The sequence below is a fragment of the Methanobrevibacter millerae genome, from assembly GCF_001477655.1.
GTDB lineage: Archaea > Methanobacteriota > Methanobacteria > Methanobacteriales > Methanobacteriaceae > Methanocatella > Methanocatella millerae_A.
In genome coordinates, this window is the sequence record NZ_CP011266.1 from 790,001 (window position 1) to 808,311 (window position 18,311).

Sequence of the window (18,311 nt, forward strand, 5' to 3'; positions counted from 1 at the left end):
TGATGGGGTAGGGATGTAAGCTTCGAGGTTTTTTTCCGAGTTGTTTAGTCCGCTACTTCCAATTGTTCGCTTGCATTATTTTAATTGTTAGTAGACTTATACCACTTCTATATTAATGGTATGGTGTAGTAGCAATTTGGTTAGGTGTTAACAGTTTGGGTGAAATTTGCGCTGATAATTATTATCATTATTTTTCATTTTCATGTGTGATAGAGTAAGTATTGCGGTCATAGCATGGGGGTTATACCTGGTCTCGTTTCGATCCCAGTAGTGAAGTCCTTTTGTGTTTTGTTTGTGTACTATGGTTTTCTATGGGAATTTCATTTCGCTGCAAGCTTTCTCTATTACATTAATTACTATTTTTTTTGATTTGTTTTTTTCTTATTTATTATTATTTTTATAATCTTTGGTGATTTTATGCAGATTAAAGTTTTAGATACAACTTTACGAGATGGAGAACAAACACCAGGTGTTTCATTAACTTCTAAAGAGAAATTAAGAATTGCTTCCAAACTTGATGAGATAGGTTTAGATTATATTGAAGCAGGATCTGCAATTACTTCTGAAGGTGAAAGAGAATCTATTAAGGAAATTACTTCTCAAGGTTTTAATGCTGAGATTTTAAGTTTTTCAAGACCATTAACCAGAGATATTGATTACTGTTTGGATTGTGATGTTGATGCTGTCAATCTTGTTGTTCCCACTTCGGATTTACATATTTTTGATAAATTAAAAATCACTAAGGATGAACTTATTGAAATGTCCAATTCTGCAGTTGATTACTGTAAAGATCATGGGCTTACTGTTGAACTTTCCGCTGAGGATGCATCTAGAAGCAGCATTGATTTTTTAAGGAAAGTATTTTTAAATGCTATTGACCAGGGTGCTGATAGGGTTTGTGTATGTGATACTGTCGGAATATTAACTCCAGATACATCTTTTGAACTTTTCAATAATTTGAGAGATATCAATGCACCTATTTCATGTCATTACCATAATGATTTTGGTTTGGCGGTTGCAAATACATTGTCCGCTATTAAGGCAGGTGCATGTGAGTTTCATTCTACAGTAAACGGTATTGGAGAACGTGCAGGAAACACTTCTTTTGAGGAATGTGTTGTTGCAATTAATAGATTACTTCCAGATTTTTCTACTGACATTAAAATTCATGAAATTTATAATATCTCTAAATTAGTGGCTCGTTTAACTGGAGTATATATTCAACCCAATAAGGCAATTGTTGGAGAAAATGCTTTTGCTCATGAATCAGGAATTCATTCTGATGGAATCATCAAAAACTCTGCAACTTATGAACCTATGACTCCTGAGCTTGTTGGCCGTACCCGCAGGTTTATTGTAGGTAAGCATATGGGTACTCATGGGCTTGATTCCAGATTGAAGGAGTTGGGCTTGGATGTCGATAAGGTACAGCTTCAGCAAATTTGCGATAACATCAAGGAACTTGCAGATAAGGGAAAAACAGTCACTGATGTTGATTTGCAGGCAATTGCAGATAATGTTTTGGATATTAATCATGAAGATAGGATTAAACTGGAAGATGTTACTATTGTTTCAGGTAATAGGGTCATGCCTACCGCTTCAGTAAAACTGAATGTTGATGGTGAAGAAATATTAAATGCGGGTGTTGGTATAGGTCCTGTTGATGCTGCAATAAATGCAATAAAATCTCTTGAAATATTCGATGACATAGATTTCATAGAATATCATGTAGATGCAATTACTGGGGGTACTGATGCACTTATTGATGTTATTATCAAACTTCAAAAGGGAGATCGCATTCTTTCCGCTCGCGGTACTGAACCGGATATTATTGATGCCAGTGTTAAAGCATATATTTCAGGAGTTAATAGACTTCTTCAGGAATAGGGTTATTTATGAATTTACAGGTTTTAGGTTTTAAAGGAGAAATCTCTTCTGTTGGTGATACTTTAAGTCAAATCAATTCCATAAAAAAGGATGATGAAATTATTCAATTGCTCAATGCTGATGCCGTTGCAGGCAGGCGCCATATTGAACATGGAGTCAATCAGGCATTTTTAGCATTCAGTCGTGGTGAAAATCTTGCAAATGATTTGAGTGTTGAAATATGTCTAAGATGTTCTGCCCAAAGGCAAATTTCCAAGGCTTTTGATATTCTGGGTTTGAAAGAAGGCCCTATGAATTTATGTGCTGTTTTAATTGATTGTGATGATTATGCTGATGATTTATCTTCAGTATTTGAATTGGATGAAAGTGTTTTAATTCCGAATACTGAAAAATTAAAGGGTATTTATTCTATCAGTGATGATGAGCTGGGTATTATTGATGTTGAAGATATTCTTATTGATCGGATATCTAAACTTGTTGTTGATTATTGATTGCTCTAATTATCTCATCCAAATATTCTTTTTTAAGGCAGTTATAACTTAAGTTTTTAATTTCTATTGAAACTGCTTTTGTTTTTACTCTATTGTAGTTAGGACATCTGTTTATAAATCCGCTCTTATTTATGGGTAGTTGTCTTTTCAGTCCCCATGTTTTTTCCTTTGGATTATCATGAGGTATAATTAAATTGACGCCTCTTTTTTTGCTATGTATTGTTGTTTCTATATGTTTTTTTAAATACTTTGTTGCATTTATTGTATCCTTTAAATTTTCACGAACACATTTAAGTTCTTCATATATACCACTTGATATTATTTCATTAGTTTTGCTTAATTTTAATGGAAGTGATGTTTCTTTAAACAGGTTTTCATCTTTTGTCGCGATGAATCCTCCCATTCCAACATTAATTATTTTTGGCTGTCCTGTAGATGCAATGACAATATTTGAATGATTACAGTTTCCCAATATTCCGTTTTCATCACCAATGCCTGCTGATGCATCTTCAATAGTTAGTATTCCATTATTTTTACAGTATTTGGAAATTGATTTAATATCCTGTTCGGCGGTATAGCCTGCAAAACTAGTAAATATTAATGCCGAATCATCTTTGATTTCTATATTATCCAATTCTTCAGGATTAATGAGTCCCAATTCTGTTTTTATTGTAATGATATTTTTTCCTAAAAATTTAGCAATCTGTTTAAATCCATGCCATCCTCCCTGATCGGGAATTATCACATCACCTTTTATGGAACTCAATGCAACAAAAATGCTGTTGTTTCCGCTGGAAGTTATTTTTACATGTTCTCCATTGGTCAAATCACTGATTTTTTCTTTGCATTTTTCTTCAAAATTGCTGTTTTCTAATTTTCCTGATGCGACATCAGACATTATTTTTAATGTTTCATCTTTTGGTGTTTTGAATTCGAATTGCATAATATCATTTTTTAAAGTACATGTCTAAAGTAGTCTGTTTTGAATGGAGCATTTCATTTAAGAGTGTACCTTGGTTAACAAATTCCTTAATAGGTATTCTAAGTTTTGTCCCGGCATATTTCAAGCAGTCTTCTAATGTTTCAAATTCAAGGTATGGTCTATTCATTGCTTCTTTGATGTTTTCACGAACATTGAAAACGCCTAATGGAACATAGTTTTCATATGCTTCCCTTAAAATTACCAAACCTGATTGTTTTTTAATTTTTGAAAGGTAATCCAGAACAACCATTTTTGCAGTGTAATAGCATCCACCCACTCTAGAATATTCTTTTTTACCTCCATTTGTTTCATAATCTGAAAATATTAGTCTTTCATTTTTTAATATTTTAATAAATGCTTCATACCATTCATACTGCCATTCGCTTGGTGTTAGAATAATGACGTAATAGGTATTCAGTGCGCCAAATTCAAAGACTCTATATGTATCTAGCTGTTCGTATTTTCTTACGTCCTTTAAGAATTCATCTGCAAGTGTTGAATCACAAGCAGTAATTGACCATCGCGTTGGAACTAATTTTCTTTTGTTTTTAGTACCTATAGCTCCAACAGAAAATGCTTTTTGCATTGCAGTAAATGGAACATCCTTGTCATGAAGATTTACAACCGCATCAACTGCTTTCAGGTCAGTGTCATAAAAAGTTTTTTCAAGTTGCTTATCCCATCTTACAGCATCAATATCAAATTTTTCAATGACTGCGCTTGGACCATGTGGTGTGCTGTCTTCAGTAAACATGGATCCTGTTGGAGTTTTCCCGAAGGTGGCTTCACTGTCAATTGATTTTGATGCAAGTGAAATGTCTTGCAATTTTTCTACAAAAGGATTTTCCAAATCATCAATTTTAATCAGCTGCTTTCCGCGAACAAGATTCATTCTATAATTAATAATGTCTTCCTGCTGTTTGTTCTGACCAATCCATGATTCCGGCGAATCCATTATTGATGTGTCTCCGGCTTCGCCTACCATCATAGGTCCTGCATAAACCTTAGGATATGACCATCTTCCGATAAAAACTGATGGGGGTGTGCTTCCTTCAATATTTTTTCCAACTTTAACAGATTTCATTTGAATTTGTTCTGTTAATTTGGCTAAATATGCATTTTTAGTAGTTTTCATAATAAATAAAAAAAGTTAAGAGATTAATCTCTTATTTAACAAAATTCTATAGTTGCAGGCGGTTTGTCACTTATGGACAATGCAACATGAGTTACTTCTGAAATTTCAGAAGTTATTCTTTTTGAGATGGTTTGAACAACTTCCCAAGGTAATTGTGGAACATAAGCAGTCATTGCGTCAACTGAGTTCACGATTCTTACGATAACCAGGTATCCAAAGTCTCTTTGATCTCCTTTAACGCCTGTAGCTTTACTGTCAGTCAATACAGCAAAGTATTGCCATACTTCCTCATCAAGGCCTGCCTTTTCAACTTCATCACAAACAATCTTATTTGCTTTTCTACAGATTTCAACATTTTCTCTTGTTAAATCACCGATGACTCTAACACCAAGCCCTGGTCCTGGGAAAGGTTGTCTGTAAACAGTGGTTTTTGGTAAATCTAGTTCATCACCAATTTCCCTTACTTCATCTTTGTATAAATCACGGATTGGTTCACATAATTCCAATTCCATTCCGCTTGGAAGAGCTAGATTATGGTGTGATTTGATTTTTCCATCACTTTCAATCCAATCAGGTGCAATTGTACCTTGAACTAAAAATTTAGCTCCTGATTTAATTGCTTCTCTTTCGAACACTTCAATGAAAACTCTTCCTATGATTTTTCTTTTTTCTTCAGGGTCTTCAACTCCTGCAAGCTGATCCATAAACTCATCTGAAGCATCAATGAATTTAAAGTTTAATCTGTCTTTAAAAGTATTAGTTACTTGTTCAACTTCACCTTCTCTTAAAAGACCATGGTCAACAAAAACAGCAGTTAAGTTATCGCCGATAGCTTTTTGAACGAGTACTGAACATACTGAACTGTCAACTCCGCCGGAAAGTGCTATTATAGCTTTTTCATCACCAATCTGATCTTTAATTTTTTGGATTGCATCATCAATAAATTCTTTTGGACTTAACATCATAATCACTTATTCTTCATCTTCTTCTTCATAATCTTCAATAATCTGTTTAATCATTGACTCTAAACCATTATCATTACCTGCTTCAATAGCCTCGAATATTTCATCATATTTGACGAATTTTTCTAATTTTACAGATTTAGCTCCAATTCCAGAAATCCTAAATCCATATTCTTCGTCACCAATTGGTATGTTAACATACTGTTTTTTCAAACCTGCTTTATTGTCTTGTGCTTTTTGTGCTAAGTCTTCTGCATTGTCAATCATAATTACACCTATCTTTTACATATTTTATAGAAGTTTTCAAATATCTGTGATCCTTTAGGAGTATGATGTACTTCAGGGTGGAATTGTATTCCATATACATCTTTATCTTTATGTTTAAAGGATTCAATATCACATAATTTTGAATTGGCTAAAATTTCAAATTCATCGGGAACACTTTTAACCTCATCTTTGTGTGAAGACCAAACTGCCATTTCTGGAGCTAGGCCTTCAAATAAGTTTTCATCATTTTGAATATTAATTGTAACTTGAGCATAACTTTCGGTATTTGATGTAGATACTTCTCCACCATATGTCTTAGCAATTAATTGATGGCCTAAACATATTCCTAAAATTGGTATGTCGAAGTGTTTAATGTAGTCTTCACTATTGCCTGCTCCTTCAAGTGAAGGACCTCCACCTAAAATTAAACCTGTTGGGTTTTTAGATTCAATTTCATCAATACTTAATGTATTTGAAACCAGTTCGGATTCAATTTTAAGATACTGCAAACTACGTTGAATTCTATGATTATATTGGCCTTTATTATTAACTACTATAATTGTCATATTATGCTCCAAAATATTATATTATTATTTTTGGTTTTTTTCATTTATTATGTTTTGTATCAAAACTTTATATACTATTGAAAATATAAGATTTTATATGGAACTTAGAGATTTGGCATTCATAATTATTGCGATTTTGGTTGCTGTTGTAATATTTAAGGTATTTATGTGGTTATTGCCACTTATTGTTGTTTTATTGATTGCATTTTTCATTTATATCTTCTTATCTGAAAGATATAATTATTAATACTTTTTTTATTTATTTTTAATAATGAATTCTTTTTGGTTACATTTTAGTTACAAAATCATTAAATATATATTTTTTTAACAGTTAAGCAAGGTGATATAATGTTATCATTTGATAAAGTTTCAAAAATATATTTTAGTCCATCTGGAACTACAAAAAGAATTGTGGATGAAATAGCTCGTAATTTCAATCTTGATAATGAAAATTATGACTTATTGAGTTTTGATGATGATAAATCATTTGAAAATGAGCTTGTTATTGTAGGTGTTCCTGTTTTCGACGGCAGAATTCCTGAAATGGCAAAAAACCGTTTGTTGCAAATGAAAGGTAATGGCACTAAGGTGATTGCTATAATTAACTATGGTAATTTAAGTTATGGAGATGCACTATTGGAATTGGTGGATTTATTAAAAGAAAATAATTTTGATGTTGTTGGAGCAGCTGCTACTGTTAGTAGGCATTCTTTGTTTAATGAAATTGCTCCGTCACGACCGGATAACTTGGATATGAAAATGATTAATGAGTTTTCACATAAAATTATTGAGAAATTGGAATCTGAAAATTCAAATGAAATCTTTGTTGCAGGACAAAAACCTTTCATGGATTATGTAAACCATTCATTTAATGTTAACTGTGATGATGATTTATGCGTTTATTGCAATGATTGTGTTTATACATGCCCTACTGATGCAATAGAAGAGGATAATCCGACTGACACAAATTTAGATTTATGTAACAGTTGTAGTTTATGTATTGCTATTTGTGGTGAAAATGCACGATCTTTTGATGGCATGAATTATTATGATGAAAAGCAGGTTGCATTAGATAATGATATGTCTAGAAAAGAAGTTGAGTTTTTCATGTAAAAAAAGAGATAATATGAGGTGTTTAATTCGCACAGTTAAACACCTTGTACTTTGGAAAATTATTTGGCAGATAATTTTTCCGAGATATTAAATTAGAAAATTGTGGAAAACTAATTTAATATGTTTGAAGAGTTATACGGACAATAATGTATATAAGTAATGTGTTTTTTAGGTTCTCCTAAACTTTACATCACTATTTATAATGTTGTACTTGGTAGTATATAAAGCTTTCTATTTTTTTAGGTACTCCTAAATTTTAAAAAATTTTAAATATCTGATTTGTTAAACTTTTAATTAGTTGGGGGTGTTATTGTGGTTGAAAAAAATTGGAAAGATGATCGGATTGTTCTAACTCCCATAAATCTCTATATGGAATATATTCTTTTGAGTTATAATAATTTTTTAAAAGAAAAACTCGATGATGTTTCCATTACCTATGGTGAGCTAACATATATCTATAATATTAAATATTATCCATCAATTTCTCAGCGGGAGCTTGCAGAAACGTTATTCGTATCTGAAGCAAATGTTGCAAAAATGATTAAAAAGTTGGTGGATAAAGGTTTGGTAAAAAAACAAAAGGATGAAAACAATAAAAGCCGAAATATTCTGACATTGACAGATAAAGGTGAGGATGTTTTTGTTAAGATTAATGTTTTAACATGCGGATGGGAACGTAAAATTACCAAAGATTTGTCTAATGATGATCTTTTTGATTTGAAAGAAAAATTATATCATTTGACTCATGAATCAGCAGATTTGTAAAATGGTAAATTTTATATATGCAATTATTTAATATAATAACAAGTCTTAACCTGGTTAAGTCATAAGAAAGTTAGGAGATAAAACTATGTCAATTTATGATTTTGAAGTAAAAGATGGTGAAGGAAACATGGTTTCCTTAAAAGAATACGAAGGAAAAGTATTGTTGATTGTTAATTCAGCAACAAAATGTGGTTTTACTCCACAATACACGGAATTAAATGAAATTTATGCTGAATTCAATGAACAGGGTTTTGAAATCTTGGATTTCCCATGCAATCAGTTTGGAAGTCAAGCTCCAGGTTCAACTGAAGAAATCACTGAAGTTTGCCGTAACAAATGGTTAGTGCCTTATTCAATCTTTGAAAAAATTGATGTAAATGGTGAAAATGCAGATCCATTATTTGAATATCTTAAAAACGAACAGCCATTTACTGAAATTACTGGAAAAGGTGCAACAAAACTTAAATTAGTTTTAAAAGCAATAGACAGACATTATAAAGATAATAACGACATTAAATGGAACTTCACTAAATTTTTAGTTGACCGAGAGGGTAATGTTGTTCGAAGATTCGAACCGACTGAAGATTTGGGTGATGTAAAATCATCTATTAAAGATTTATTATAATTTTTAATCTTTTTTTTAATTTCAGGTTATGTTAATATGGAAAAATATGACATTGTAATTGTAGGTGCAGGACCTGGCGGTTTAACCGCGGGAATTTATGCAGGCCGTCAGGGCACAAAAAATTTGATAATTGACCGTGATCTTGCAGGAGGAATCGGTCGTGAAGTTCCAGAAATGGAAAACTATCCTGGTTTTGATAATATTTCCGGTTTGGAACTGATTGAAAAAATGAAGGCACAGGCTGTAAAGAACTGTGAACTTCATGAAAATGAAAATGTCCTTGAAATCATAAAAAACGATGATGAATACAGATTCACAATCAAAACAGATAAAGATTCTTATTTAAGTAAAACTGTAATTCTTGCAACAGGAAGCTCCCATAGGGAACTCAATGCCAAAGGCGAAGAAGAGTTTAAAGGAAAAGGAGTAAGTTACTGTGCAACCTGTGATGGATTTTTCTTCCAGGGAAGAGATATCATCATGGTTGGCGGAGGTAACAGCGCTCTGCAGGAAGCATTATACCTGAATAATTTAGGTGCCAATGTTACAGTAGTTCACAGAAGAGATGAATTTAGGGCTCAAAAGCACTTACAAGAACAAATTAATGAAAAAGGCATAAATATTATTTATAATGCTACTGTTGAAGAGATAAAAGGAGACATGCTTGTCGATACTGTTGTTTTAAAAGACACACAAACCGGCGAGCTATCTGAATTGCCTATAAGTGGTATATTTATAAGTGTAGGTTACATTCCACATACTGAACTTGCAGAACAATTGGGCGTTAATTTGGATGAATCAGGACATATAATAATCGATAAAGAACAAAAGACCAATATTGATTATGTATATGCAATCGGTGATGTCTGTGTTGGTCTAAAACAGTGGGTTGTTGCATGTGGCGAAGGTGCAGTTGCTGCAACTTCTGCATATCATGACTTAAAATAAAAATAAGATAATAAAACTCTTTAAAAGAGTTTTATATTAATTTTTGAATTTCTTCACGAACAATTTTGTTAACCATACCACCATCGGCTTTACCTTTAAGTTCTTTCATACACATTCCCATTAAAGGTCCCATAGCTCCCATTTGACGTTCTTTAACCATAGATTCATTGTTTTGAACAATTCCTGCAATGATTTCAGCAACATCACTTTCACTAAGCATGGTTAAATTGTTTTTCTCTGCAATTTCTGATATTTTCATATCTGGGGCTTTGATTGTTTCAACAGCTAATTTACGCACACTGTCCTTTGCAATTTTACCTTCAGATAAAAGAGTGAATATTCCCTTAAGGTGATCTATGGTTAAAACATTGATGTCATATCCTTCTCTTTTGATTTCACGTAAGTCGTATGCAAGAAGTGATGCTACTGGTGTTGCATCTACATCAACATCTGCCAAAACAGCTTCAAACATGTCTGCTTCCTGTCTTTTAACAAGTTGTGTTGCTAAATCTCCACTTAAAGAATATTCTTTTATGATTCTTTCCTGTTTCACATCAGGCAATTCTGGCAAATTGTTCGCTATAGGTTCTATTCTGTCTGATGTAATTTTAAATAATGGAATGTCTGTTTCAAGATACATTCTGTTTGCAGTAGGAAGAGGTCTCATATATTCTGTGTTACCGTCATCCAATGCCTTACGGGTTTCTTCAACAACTCCTTCTAAACCTAAGTTTGCTCTTCTTTTAACTTCTTCTAAAGCGGATACTGCAATGTCTTCATCATGAGCTACGATAATGAATGCATCATCTTCGCCAATATTTAAGAATTCGGATACCTTATCAACTTCATCTTGAGTAATTCCATAAGCAGGCAATTCATCTGAATGGAAAATACCTGAAACGCCACGTTTTTTAGCATAGCTTGCAATTTCAGTACCGAATCTTCTGCCAGGCTGTACTTCACGACCAATCAAACCATTGTATCCTTTTAATACAACTGCCTTAATTGTTTCAGCGGATTTTAGGATTTTTGATTCAGTGTCTTCAAATAATTCATCCAAATCATGGATTTCCTCTAACACTTCAGCATTTCTGTTAATTAATTCTTTTTTAATGTCAATTAAAACTAATTGTCTTTGAACTTCTCTTTCAACAATTTCTGACATTAAATCCAAGTCCTGAACACCTTTAATTTCGACACGTGCTCCTTCAGCAATAGAAATGTTCAAATCCTGTCTAATAGTTCCAAGACCTCTTTTTACATTTGTACTTCTCAATATTTGTCCAAGCATATATGCAACTTCATGGACTTGGGCAGGATCATGCATTGAAGGATCTGTTGTAATTTCGGCTAAAGGAATACCTAATCTGTCTAATCTGAATTCTGTAAATCCATTTTTGGTTTCAATTCTTCTTGCAGCGTCTTCCTCTAAACCTAAACTTTCAATAACAACTCTCCCATATGGTGTATCCAAGTATCCGTCAGTTGCAACCATACCGGTTCTCTGAAATCCTCCGGTGTTACTTCCATCAATAACCTGTTTTCTCATTGTATGGAACTCATCTACAATATGCATATTCATCAAGCATGCAATTGTAATACAAATGTCCAATGCTTCTTCGTTTAAACTGTGTGGTGGTTCATCGTCGTTTTCAACAAGACATGTATGTTTTTCGAAGTTTTCATATTTGAAGTTAAGTCCTCTTAATGATTCCTGGAGAGCTGCACGGTCAATTTCTCCAAGTTCTGACTGTGTTGGCCTTAATTTTCTTTGAACTAATTCACTGTAATCATCATCAACAAGTTCTGTTTTACATGGACAGAATAATTTATGCTCACTGTTTAATTGTTGGTGAATTTCAAGTCCCATTTTTAATCCTAATTTATCATAATCCATGTTATCACCTTAATTCAAGAAATCCTTAATGGAGGATTTTTCTCCAAATTCACCTGCAATGTTTGTTTGCATAATTTCATTTACTTCTTCACGGCTGTCGCTTTGACCTAATGCCCAGCATAATTTAACATACGCTGTTTCGGGAGTCATGTCTAAAGCAGATATTACTCCTGCATCAATGATGTTACGTCCTGTTGAGTAGACATTCATGTTTACTCTTCCGTAGAGACATTGTGATGTCATAACTATTGGGATATTTTCATCAGTTGCTCTTTTGAATGAATCAATTAATTCATTTGGAACATGTCCCAAACCGGTTCCTTCAATAACAAGACCTTTATATCCTTTATCAATATGATATTCAATGAAATCTTTGGAAATTCCGGGGAAACTTTTGATAAATCCGACTTTTTCTTCAATAGCAGTATTCAATTCAAGCTCATTAACTCCTCTTTTGGTGTAGCTGTAGTCAGGATTAATGCTGACTTTCTTGTTTTGGATTTTAGCTATTGGCTGTGCATTTATGCTTCTGAATGTATCTCTTCTTGAAGTATGCATCTTTCTTACTTTTGTACCATTATGCAAGTAAGTATATTCATCATTCAGACTTCCATGCATACAGACACAGACTTCAGCAATATCAGATTTTGCAGCAATAACCGAATCAATTAAATTAATATTAGCATCGCTTGATGGTCTGTCTGAACTTCTTTGAGCTCCGGTAATTATGATTGGTACTGGTGTTTTCAGCATGAAACTGAGTGCGGCTGAAGTATAGTGCATTGTATCAGTTCCATGAGCTATTACAACTCCATCAGCACCATTGGAAATATCATTAGCTATTTCTTCTGCAGCTTTAACCCAGTATTCAGGTTTCATGTCTTCACTTAAAATGTTGTATAATGCTTTAACATTATAATTTGCATAATCCAATAATTCAGGATTAGCCTTCACCAAATCAGATGCAGTAAATGCAGGGTGAACCGCTCCGGTTCTGTAATCTATAACGGATGATACTGTACCTCCTGTTGAAACAATTGAAATGTTTTGTTTGGATGGATCAGTTGGAATTTCAGTTTCTCCAAATCCTATTTTTGGTTTTTCTCCTTTCTCAAGAAGTTCTGCTGTGGTATCTTCAATAGCTATACCAATGTTATAACCACTGGACAATTTCAAAACCAAATATCCGTCATCAGCATCTTCAGGTCTATCAAGTAAGATTCCTGTGTAGGAGATGTCCTCTTTATTAACTTTGATTTTATCTCCTATTCCTAAATTGTAATTTTCTATATATTTTTTTGCATTTTCTTTATATGTCATTAAATCACACTATGAATTGTTTTTAATCCATTCTGCTCCAGCTTTTAATACTTCAATGTTAACATCTATAACTTTTGGTTTTGATGCAAACATTTCTCGGATAGCATTTTCATAGGATTCACGTTTTAAAACATCACCTAATTCTGTTAAAGCACCTAAAAGTGCGGTATTTGCAGTTCTAGCATTTCCATGTTCTTCTGCAATATCCACGCATGGCATTGCAATAACTTTAACGTCCCTATCAGTTTCAAAATCACCAATTTTTGCATCGTAAAGTATAACTCCTCCATCTTTAACATCCTGTGAGAATTGTTCTAATGAAGGTTTGTTCAAAGCAATGAGAATGTCAATATCGTCAACTACGGGAGTTCCTATTGTTTCATTTGAGATTACAACAGAACAATTGGATTTTCCTCCTCTTTGTTCAGGTCCGTAACTAGGATACCAGGACACGTGTTTTCCTTCAGCACATGCAGCCTGAGCTATTGTGAGTCCTGCACTTAAAACTCCTTGACCACCAAATCCAGAGACTTTAATGCTTACAGGTTCAATCTCATCATCAACATAGCCAGAATCATCCTGCCTATTCACGTTAAATATTTTGTCAAGTGATTCTGTAGTAAAGTCACTTTCGGGTCTTTTAACAGGATCTTTTTTGTATAAGTTATTTCTGAAGTTTTTAACAGGGAATTCTTTTTCCATCTGGTTTTCAATAAATTCTTGAGCTCTTTTAACGTCTTGTTTTAGGTTTGTAGGGCAAGGGGATAAAATTTCAACAAAGGAATATCCTTTACCTTCTTTTTGAACGGTTAATGCCTGTTTGATTGCATATTTTGCAAGCCTAATTTTTAATGGATTGGCAAGAGATACTCTTTCAATAAATACAGGTGCTTTTAATGTATTGATTAATTCACACATGTGGGTAGGATGTCCTGCATAATCGGGATCTCTTCCAGTCTGACATGTAACTGTTTTTTCACCTATTAGTGTTGTTGGAGCCATTTGTCCACCAGTCATTCCGTAAACTGTATTGTTTACAAAAAATACTGCTATTTTTTCTCCTCTGTTAGCAGCCTGTAATGTTTCATTCAAACCGATGGATGCTAAATCTCCGTCTCCTTGATAGCTCATTACGATTGCATTATCTTCGGCTCTTGAAATACCTGTAGCTACAGCAGGTGCTCTTCCATGAGCAGTTTGGAAGTTTCCACAGTTAAAGTAGAAATATGCATATACTGAACATCCGACGGGTGAAATCATAACACATCTCTCCTGGATTCCAAGCTCGTCCATACATTCAGCAATTAATTTATGTATAATTCCATGTCCACAACCGGCACAATAATGGGTTGATGTTGTGTTTGTTCCTTTTCTAGGATAATCTTCTAAAAGGGATTGTGGATTTCTACGTATTTGCAATTCATAATCTTTATTGTTTTTTAAATCTTCAATATTCATTTTTCCACATCCTTAATCTATTATATTGGGGCTTGCTTTTTCGTCACTTCTTTTAGATGTATCTATTGTTTCATCTTCAAATCCAGCAATTTCATAAATTTTTGCAAGCACATGCTTTAGCTCAATTAAATTTCCACCCATCCTATTGACGAGGTGTGTGTCTTCTTTTCTTAAAGCTGCAAACTGAACATCAGCTAATAATTGGCCGTTACTCATTTCCACGGATATGAAACTAACTCCTTTATCAGCAAGTTCTTTTACTCTTTCTGCTGGGAATGGGGATAATGTAATAGGTCTTAAAAGTCCAACTTTTAATCCATTTTCACGGCTTTTGTCAACAGCAGATCTTGCAATTCTACTGCTAATACCATATGATACTAATACAATGTCCGCATCTTCAACTTGATACTCATCAACAATAACTTCTTCTGCGTCAATTTTCGCATATTTTTCCTGAAGTTCATAGTTGAAATCTTCCAAATCATTAAAGTCATTGAAAATTGAAGTAATAAGATTTTTCATGGTTTTTTTATTCCCTCTAACTGCCCATGATTCATCAATTTCAGGTTTAATAGCTTTTTTTGGGAATTCTAATGGTTCTGCCATTTGTCCAAGAGTACCGTCTGCTAAAACAACAACAGGGTTTCTCCATTTATCAGCAAGCTCAAATGCTTTCATTGTTAAATCACACATTTCCTGAACACTGTTTGGAGCAAGGACAATGTTTTTGTAGTTTCCATGCCCACCACCTTTAACAATCTGGTTGTAATCTCCTTGTTCAGGTCCGATATTTCCAAGACCCGGTCCAGCTCTCATGATATCAACTATGACTGCAGGTAATTCAGCACCGGCTAAGTAAGTAAAACCCTCTTGCATTAAACTGATACCAGGGCCTGATGAAGCAGTCATAACTCGGTGTCCAGTACCTGATGCACCATAAACCATGTTAATTGAAGCTTCTTCACTTTCAGCTTGAACAAAGTTTCTTCCAACCATTGGGAAATATTTTGATGCTTCGTGCAAGATTTCACTTGCAGGAGTTATCGGGTATCCAAAGAAACAGTCACAGCCAGCATACATTGCACCAATGATAACCGCAGTATTTCCTTTAACCATTTGATTTGTCATTTATTTTCCCCCTTTGTTAGCTACTTTAGCTTTAATCATTTTTCCAACTTTATCATCAACAACTTTTTTAAATTGATGTACTTCAAGCGCTAATGGTTCTGGGCATGTAAAGTAACAATCTTTACATCCGGTACAACCATATCCACTGTAGTAAGCATACTGATATCCTGCATTGTTCATTTCATCACTTAACAGGATTGCATTTTGGGGACATCCAACTATACATCTTTGGCATCCTTTGCATTCTTCTAAGTTAATTACAGGAAAAGATATCTCTTCATCTGCCATTTTAATCTCCTATTGATTTTTGTCTTTATCTCTTATTTCTACTCTTCTTATTTTACCACTGATTGTTTCTGGAATTTCATCCACATATTCAATCATTCTTGGGTATTTATAAGGAGCTGTAACACGTTTAACATGATTTTGTATGTCTTTTGTAAGTTCTTCTGAAGGTTCGAAACCTGGTTGTAATATAATAGTTGCTTTTACAATTTGACCTCTAACTTCATCGGGATATGCTGTAATTGCACAGTTAGAAACTGCTTCATGTGATAAAACTGCACTTTCTACTTCATAAGGTCCAATACGATAACCTGATGATTTGATAATGTCATCATTTCTTCCAACAAAGTGAACATATCCATCTTCATCTATCCATGCTGTATCTCCGCAGTGGTAATATCCATGATGGATTTGTTTTTTGTATTTTTCTTCATCGTTAACATAATCTTTGAACAATCCTGGATTTGGACCATCATTCATTTTAAAACAAAGTTCTCCTTCTTCCCCAATTTCAACTCTGTTGTGATCTTCATCTAGTAATTGTAAATTAAATAATGGGGAAGGTTTTCCGATAGAAGCAACTTTTGCATCTAACCAAATGAATGTACCAATGGATAATGTTGTTTCTGTTTGTCCGAATCCTTCTTTAATTCTAAGACCGGATATGTCATAAAATCTTTCAGATACTTCTGGTGGGAGTGGTTCACCTGCTGTTGTAACATATTTTAAATTTGAAAGGTCATAACCTTCAATGTTCTCTTTAATTATGAATCTGTAAATTGTAGGTGGTGCACAGAAAGTATCTACTTTATATTCAATGATTTTATCAAGTAATTTTATTCCATTGAATCTTTCGTAATCATAAATGAATACTGCGGTTCCGGCAATCCATTGTCCATAAAGGTTTCCCCATACGGCTTTCCCCCAACCTGTATCTGCTGCAGTATGATGAATTCCATCTTCAACAACATTATGCCAGTATTTAGCTGTTGGGATATGTCCTAATGAGTAAGTATGTTTATGTGAAACCATTTTTGGAAGTCCGCTGGTTCCTGATGTGAAGTAAATTAAAAATATTTCTTCCGCATATGTCTTATCTTCTCCAGTTGGCCTTTCAAATACAGGGCTTTGCTCTTCAATTGATTTATTGAAGTTAATCCAACCTTCTCTGTCAGTTTCAATTACTAATTTTTTCAAATCAATATCTAATTCTTTTTGAGCTTCTTCATAATCAGGGAGCAATGAATCTTCTTCTACAGACACTACCATTTTCACATTTGCCTGTTTTAGTCTAAAATCAATATCATGAAGTTTTAACATATGAGTTCCGGGAATAGCTATTGCTCCGATTTTGTGCAATGCCACCATACAGAACCAGAATTCATATCTGTTTTTCAAGGTAAGCATTACACAATCGCCTTTTTTAATTCCTAAACTTTTGAATAGATTTGCGGTTTTATTGGAATATTCTTTCATTTCTTTGAAAGTGAAAATGTGTTCTTCATTATTGTCATTAGTCCAAATTAAAGCGATTTTGTCCGGATCAATTTCAGCATATTTGTCAACTACGTCAAACCCAAAATTATATTCTTCATCATATTTGAGTTTAAAATTCTTGTAAAAATCTTCATATGAGTTAAAATCAACTCTTTCAACAAAATCTCCTATTACAGATGTCATACTTATTACCTTCTACATTAGTACAGCTAAAAATTTAGCGGGTTTGTCATTAAGTGCTACCATTGCATGTCTATGTGTTGAATCAAAAAATATTGAATCACCCTCATTTAAAATAATTTCGTTATTGTGAATGTAAATTTTAACTGTTCCTTCAAGAACATAATTGAATTCTTGTCCTGGATGTGCATTTAATGAAGGAATTGGATTTTTTTCAGGATCTACTGTAACTAAAAAAGTTTCTGCTTTTTTGTGAATAAATTTAGAACATAAATTTTCATGATTATATTCTTTTCTTCTCTCTACTGAAACACCTTTGTTTGCACGTGTGACATCAAAGATGCTCATCCTACTTTCTTCACCAGTTAAAAGTAAACTTAAATCTACTTGGAATTTATTAGCAATTTCGTAAATAAAACTTGCAGGAATGTCAACTTCCCCAGTTTCATATTGGGTGTATGTTTTCGCATCAACATTTAATTCTTGTGCGATATCTTGTACTGAAATATCAGAAAGTTCTCTTAATTCTTTAATTCTATTTCCAATATCTTTGTTATATTCATTCATGATTAACACCTTAAGTCTATAACATATAATAGTTATATATTATATTTTATATAAGTCTTGTTAAAAACGGTTATAATTTACCTAAATTTATTTATTTTTTCCAAAATATGTTTATTTTTATCAAAAATTATTTTTTAATGTATGAAAGTAATGTATTTTGAATAAAGGTGTGATGTATTTATTTGTTTTCAGTGTTATAAACTGTCTATAAATGTATCAAAAAGATATAAATTAAATA

19 protein-coding genes and 2 rRNA genes (1 of these 21 cut by a window edge) are annotated in these 18,311 nt (G+C 33.1%); 9 read left to right on the plus strand and 12 right to left on the minus strand.

Going from position 1 to position 18,311, the window contains the following annotated elements:
- From SM9_RS03360 to cgi121, 4 genes are all read left to right on the plus strand, one after another.
- Positions 1-81 (plus strand): 23S ribosomal RNA (locus SM9_RS03360) (it extends 2,913 nt beyond the left edge of the window).
- Positions 82-219: 138 nt separating this feature from the next.
- Positions 220-337 (plus strand): 5S ribosomal RNA (gene rrf / locus SM9_RS03365).
- Positions 338-417: 80 nt separating this feature from the next.
- Entirely contained in the window at positions 418-1,887 is a 1,470-nt protein-coding gene (locus SM9_RS03370; RefSeq protein ID WP_058738792.1) for a (R)-citramalate synthase, read from the plus strand.
- A gap of 8 nt (positions 1,888-1,895) precedes the next feature.
- Positions 1,896-2,378, plus strand: coding sequence for a KEOPS complex subunit Cgi121 (cgi121, locus tag SM9_RS03375; protein WP_058738793.1), 483 nt, complete (start codon positions 1,896-1,898; stop codon positions 2,376-2,378).
- On the opposite strand, the gene SM9_RS03380 is transcribed toward cgi121, so the two are convergent.
- Genes SM9_RS03380 through SM9_RS03400 form a run of 5 tightly spaced genes read right to left on the minus strand, consistent with a single transcriptional unit; the run spans position 2,356 to position 6,290 of the window.
- Positions 2,356-3,321 carry a DegT/DnrJ/EryC1/StrS family aminotransferase gene (locus SM9_RS03380; protein WP_058738794.1) on the minus strand — a complete coding sequence of 322 codons (966 nt, stop codon included), beginning with the start codon at positions 3,319-3,321 and terminating at the stop codon, positions 2,356-2,358. The genes cgi121 and SM9_RS03380 overlap by 23 nt on opposite strands.
- 4 nt (positions 3,322-3,325) lie before the next feature.
- Positions 3,326-4,495 (minus strand): Nre family DNA repair protein, encoded by a 1,170-nt coding sequence (locus SM9_RS03385; protein ID WP_058738795.1) that lies wholly within the window; start codon positions 4,493-4,495, stop codon positions 3,326-3,328.
- Between the two features lie 35 nt (positions 4,496-4,530).
- Positions 4,531-5,457 (minus strand): glutamine-hydrolyzing GMP synthase, encoded by a 927-nt coding sequence (gene guaA / locus SM9_RS03390; RefSeq protein ID WP_058738796.1) that lies wholly within the window; start codon positions 5,455-5,457, stop codon positions 4,531-4,533.
- Between the two features lie 9 nt (positions 5,458-5,466).
- Positions 5,467-5,724 carry a hypothetical protein gene (locus SM9_RS03395; RefSeq protein ID WP_058738797.1) on the minus strand — a complete coding sequence of 86 codons (258 nt, stop codon included), beginning with the start codon at positions 5,722-5,724 and terminating at the stop codon, positions 5,467-5,469.
- Positions 5,725-5,732: 8 nt separating this feature from the next.
- Complete coding sequence (locus SM9_RS03400) at positions 5,733-6,290, minus strand: GMP synthase subunit A (protein ID WP_058738798.1); 558 nt, start codon at positions 6,288-6,290, stop codon at positions 5,733-5,735.
- Positions 6,291-6,387: 97 nt separating this feature from the next.
- Between SM9_RS03400 and SM9_RS12155 the strand changes: the two genes are divergently transcribed.
- The 5 genes from SM9_RS12155 to trxB all read left to right on the plus strand — a co-directional run bounded on the left by SM9_RS12155 (position 6,388) and on the right by trxB (position 9,741).
- Positions 6,388-6,537 (plus strand): hypothetical protein, encoded by a 150-nt coding sequence (locus tag SM9_RS12155; RefSeq protein WP_198144427.1) that lies wholly within the window; start codon positions 6,388-6,390, stop codon positions 6,535-6,537.
- A 101-nt stretch (positions 6,538-6,638) separates the two neighbouring features.
- The gene (locus tag SM9_RS03405; RefSeq protein ID WP_058738799.1) at positions 6,639-7,403 is read left to right on the plus strand and encodes a 4Fe-4S binding protein; all 765 of its coding nucleotides are present in this window, start codon (positions 6,639-6,641) and stop codon (positions 7,401-7,403) included.
- A 312-nt stretch (positions 7,404-7,715) separates the two neighbouring features.
- Positions 7,716-8,168: a MarR family winged helix-turn-helix transcriptional regulator gene (locus tag SM9_RS03410; protein WP_058738800.1), complete on the plus strand. Its 453-nt coding sequence runs from the start codon at positions 7,716-7,718 to the stop codon at positions 8,166-8,168.
- Between the two features lie 85 nt (positions 8,169-8,253).
- Positions 8,254-8,793 carry a glutathione peroxidase gene (locus tag SM9_RS03415; RefSeq protein ID WP_058738801.1) on the plus strand — a complete coding sequence of 180 codons (540 nt, stop codon included), beginning with the start codon at positions 8,254-8,256 and terminating at the stop codon, positions 8,791-8,793.
- A gap of 36 nt (positions 8,794-8,829) precedes the next feature.
- Complete coding sequence (trxB, locus tag SM9_RS03420; RefSeq protein WP_058738802.1) at positions 8,830-9,741, plus strand: thioredoxin-disulfide reductase; 912 nt, start codon at positions 8,830-8,832, stop codon at positions 9,739-9,741.
- Positions 9,742-9,772: 31 nt separating this feature from the next.
- Here the strand turns inward: trxB and gatE are convergent, their stop codons facing one another.
- Genes gatE through SM9_RS03455 form a run of 7 tightly spaced genes read right to left on the minus strand, consistent with a single transcriptional unit; the run spans position 9,773 to position 18,082 of the window.
- Positions 9,773-11,638, minus strand: coding sequence for a Glu-tRNA(Gln) amidotransferase subunit GatE (gene gatE / locus SM9_RS03425; RefSeq protein ID WP_058738803.1), 1,866 nt, complete (start codon positions 11,636-11,638; stop codon positions 9,773-9,775).
- Positions 11,639-11,647: 9 nt separating this feature from the next.
- Positions 11,648-12,958: a Glu-tRNA(Gln) amidotransferase subunit GatD gene (gene gatD, locus SM9_RS03430; RefSeq protein ID WP_058738804.1), complete on the minus strand. Its 1,311-nt coding sequence runs from the start codon at positions 12,956-12,958 to the stop codon at positions 11,648-11,650.
- A gap of 9 nt (positions 12,959-12,967) precedes the next feature.
- Positions 12,968-14,416: a 2-oxoacid:acceptor oxidoreductase family protein gene (locus tag SM9_RS03435; protein WP_058738805.1), complete on the minus strand. Its 1,449-nt coding sequence runs from the start codon at positions 14,414-14,416 to the stop codon at positions 12,968-12,970.
- A 12-nt stretch (positions 14,417-14,428) separates the two neighbouring features.
- Entirely contained in the window at positions 14,429-15,544 is a 1,116-nt protein-coding gene (locus tag SM9_RS03440; RefSeq protein WP_058738806.1) for a 3-methyl-2-oxobutanoate dehydrogenase subunit VorB, read from the minus strand.
- The gene (locus SM9_RS03445; RefSeq protein ID WP_058738807.1) at positions 15,545-15,832 is read right to left on the minus strand and encodes a 4Fe-4S dicluster domain-containing protein; all 288 of its coding nucleotides are present in this window, start codon (positions 15,830-15,832) and stop codon (positions 15,545-15,547) included.
- 9 nt (positions 15,833-15,841) lie between these two features.
- Positions 15,842-17,509 (minus strand): AMP-binding protein, encoded by a 1,668-nt coding sequence (locus SM9_RS03450; protein WP_058738808.1) that lies wholly within the window; start codon positions 17,507-17,509, stop codon positions 15,842-15,844.
- A 12-nt stretch (positions 17,510-17,521) separates the two neighbouring features.
- Positions 17,522-18,082 (minus strand): helix-turn-helix domain-containing protein, encoded by a 561-nt coding sequence (locus tag SM9_RS03455; protein ID WP_198144429.1) that lies wholly within the window; start codon positions 18,080-18,082, stop codon positions 17,522-17,524.
- Positions 18,083-18,311 lie beyond the last annotated feature (229 nt).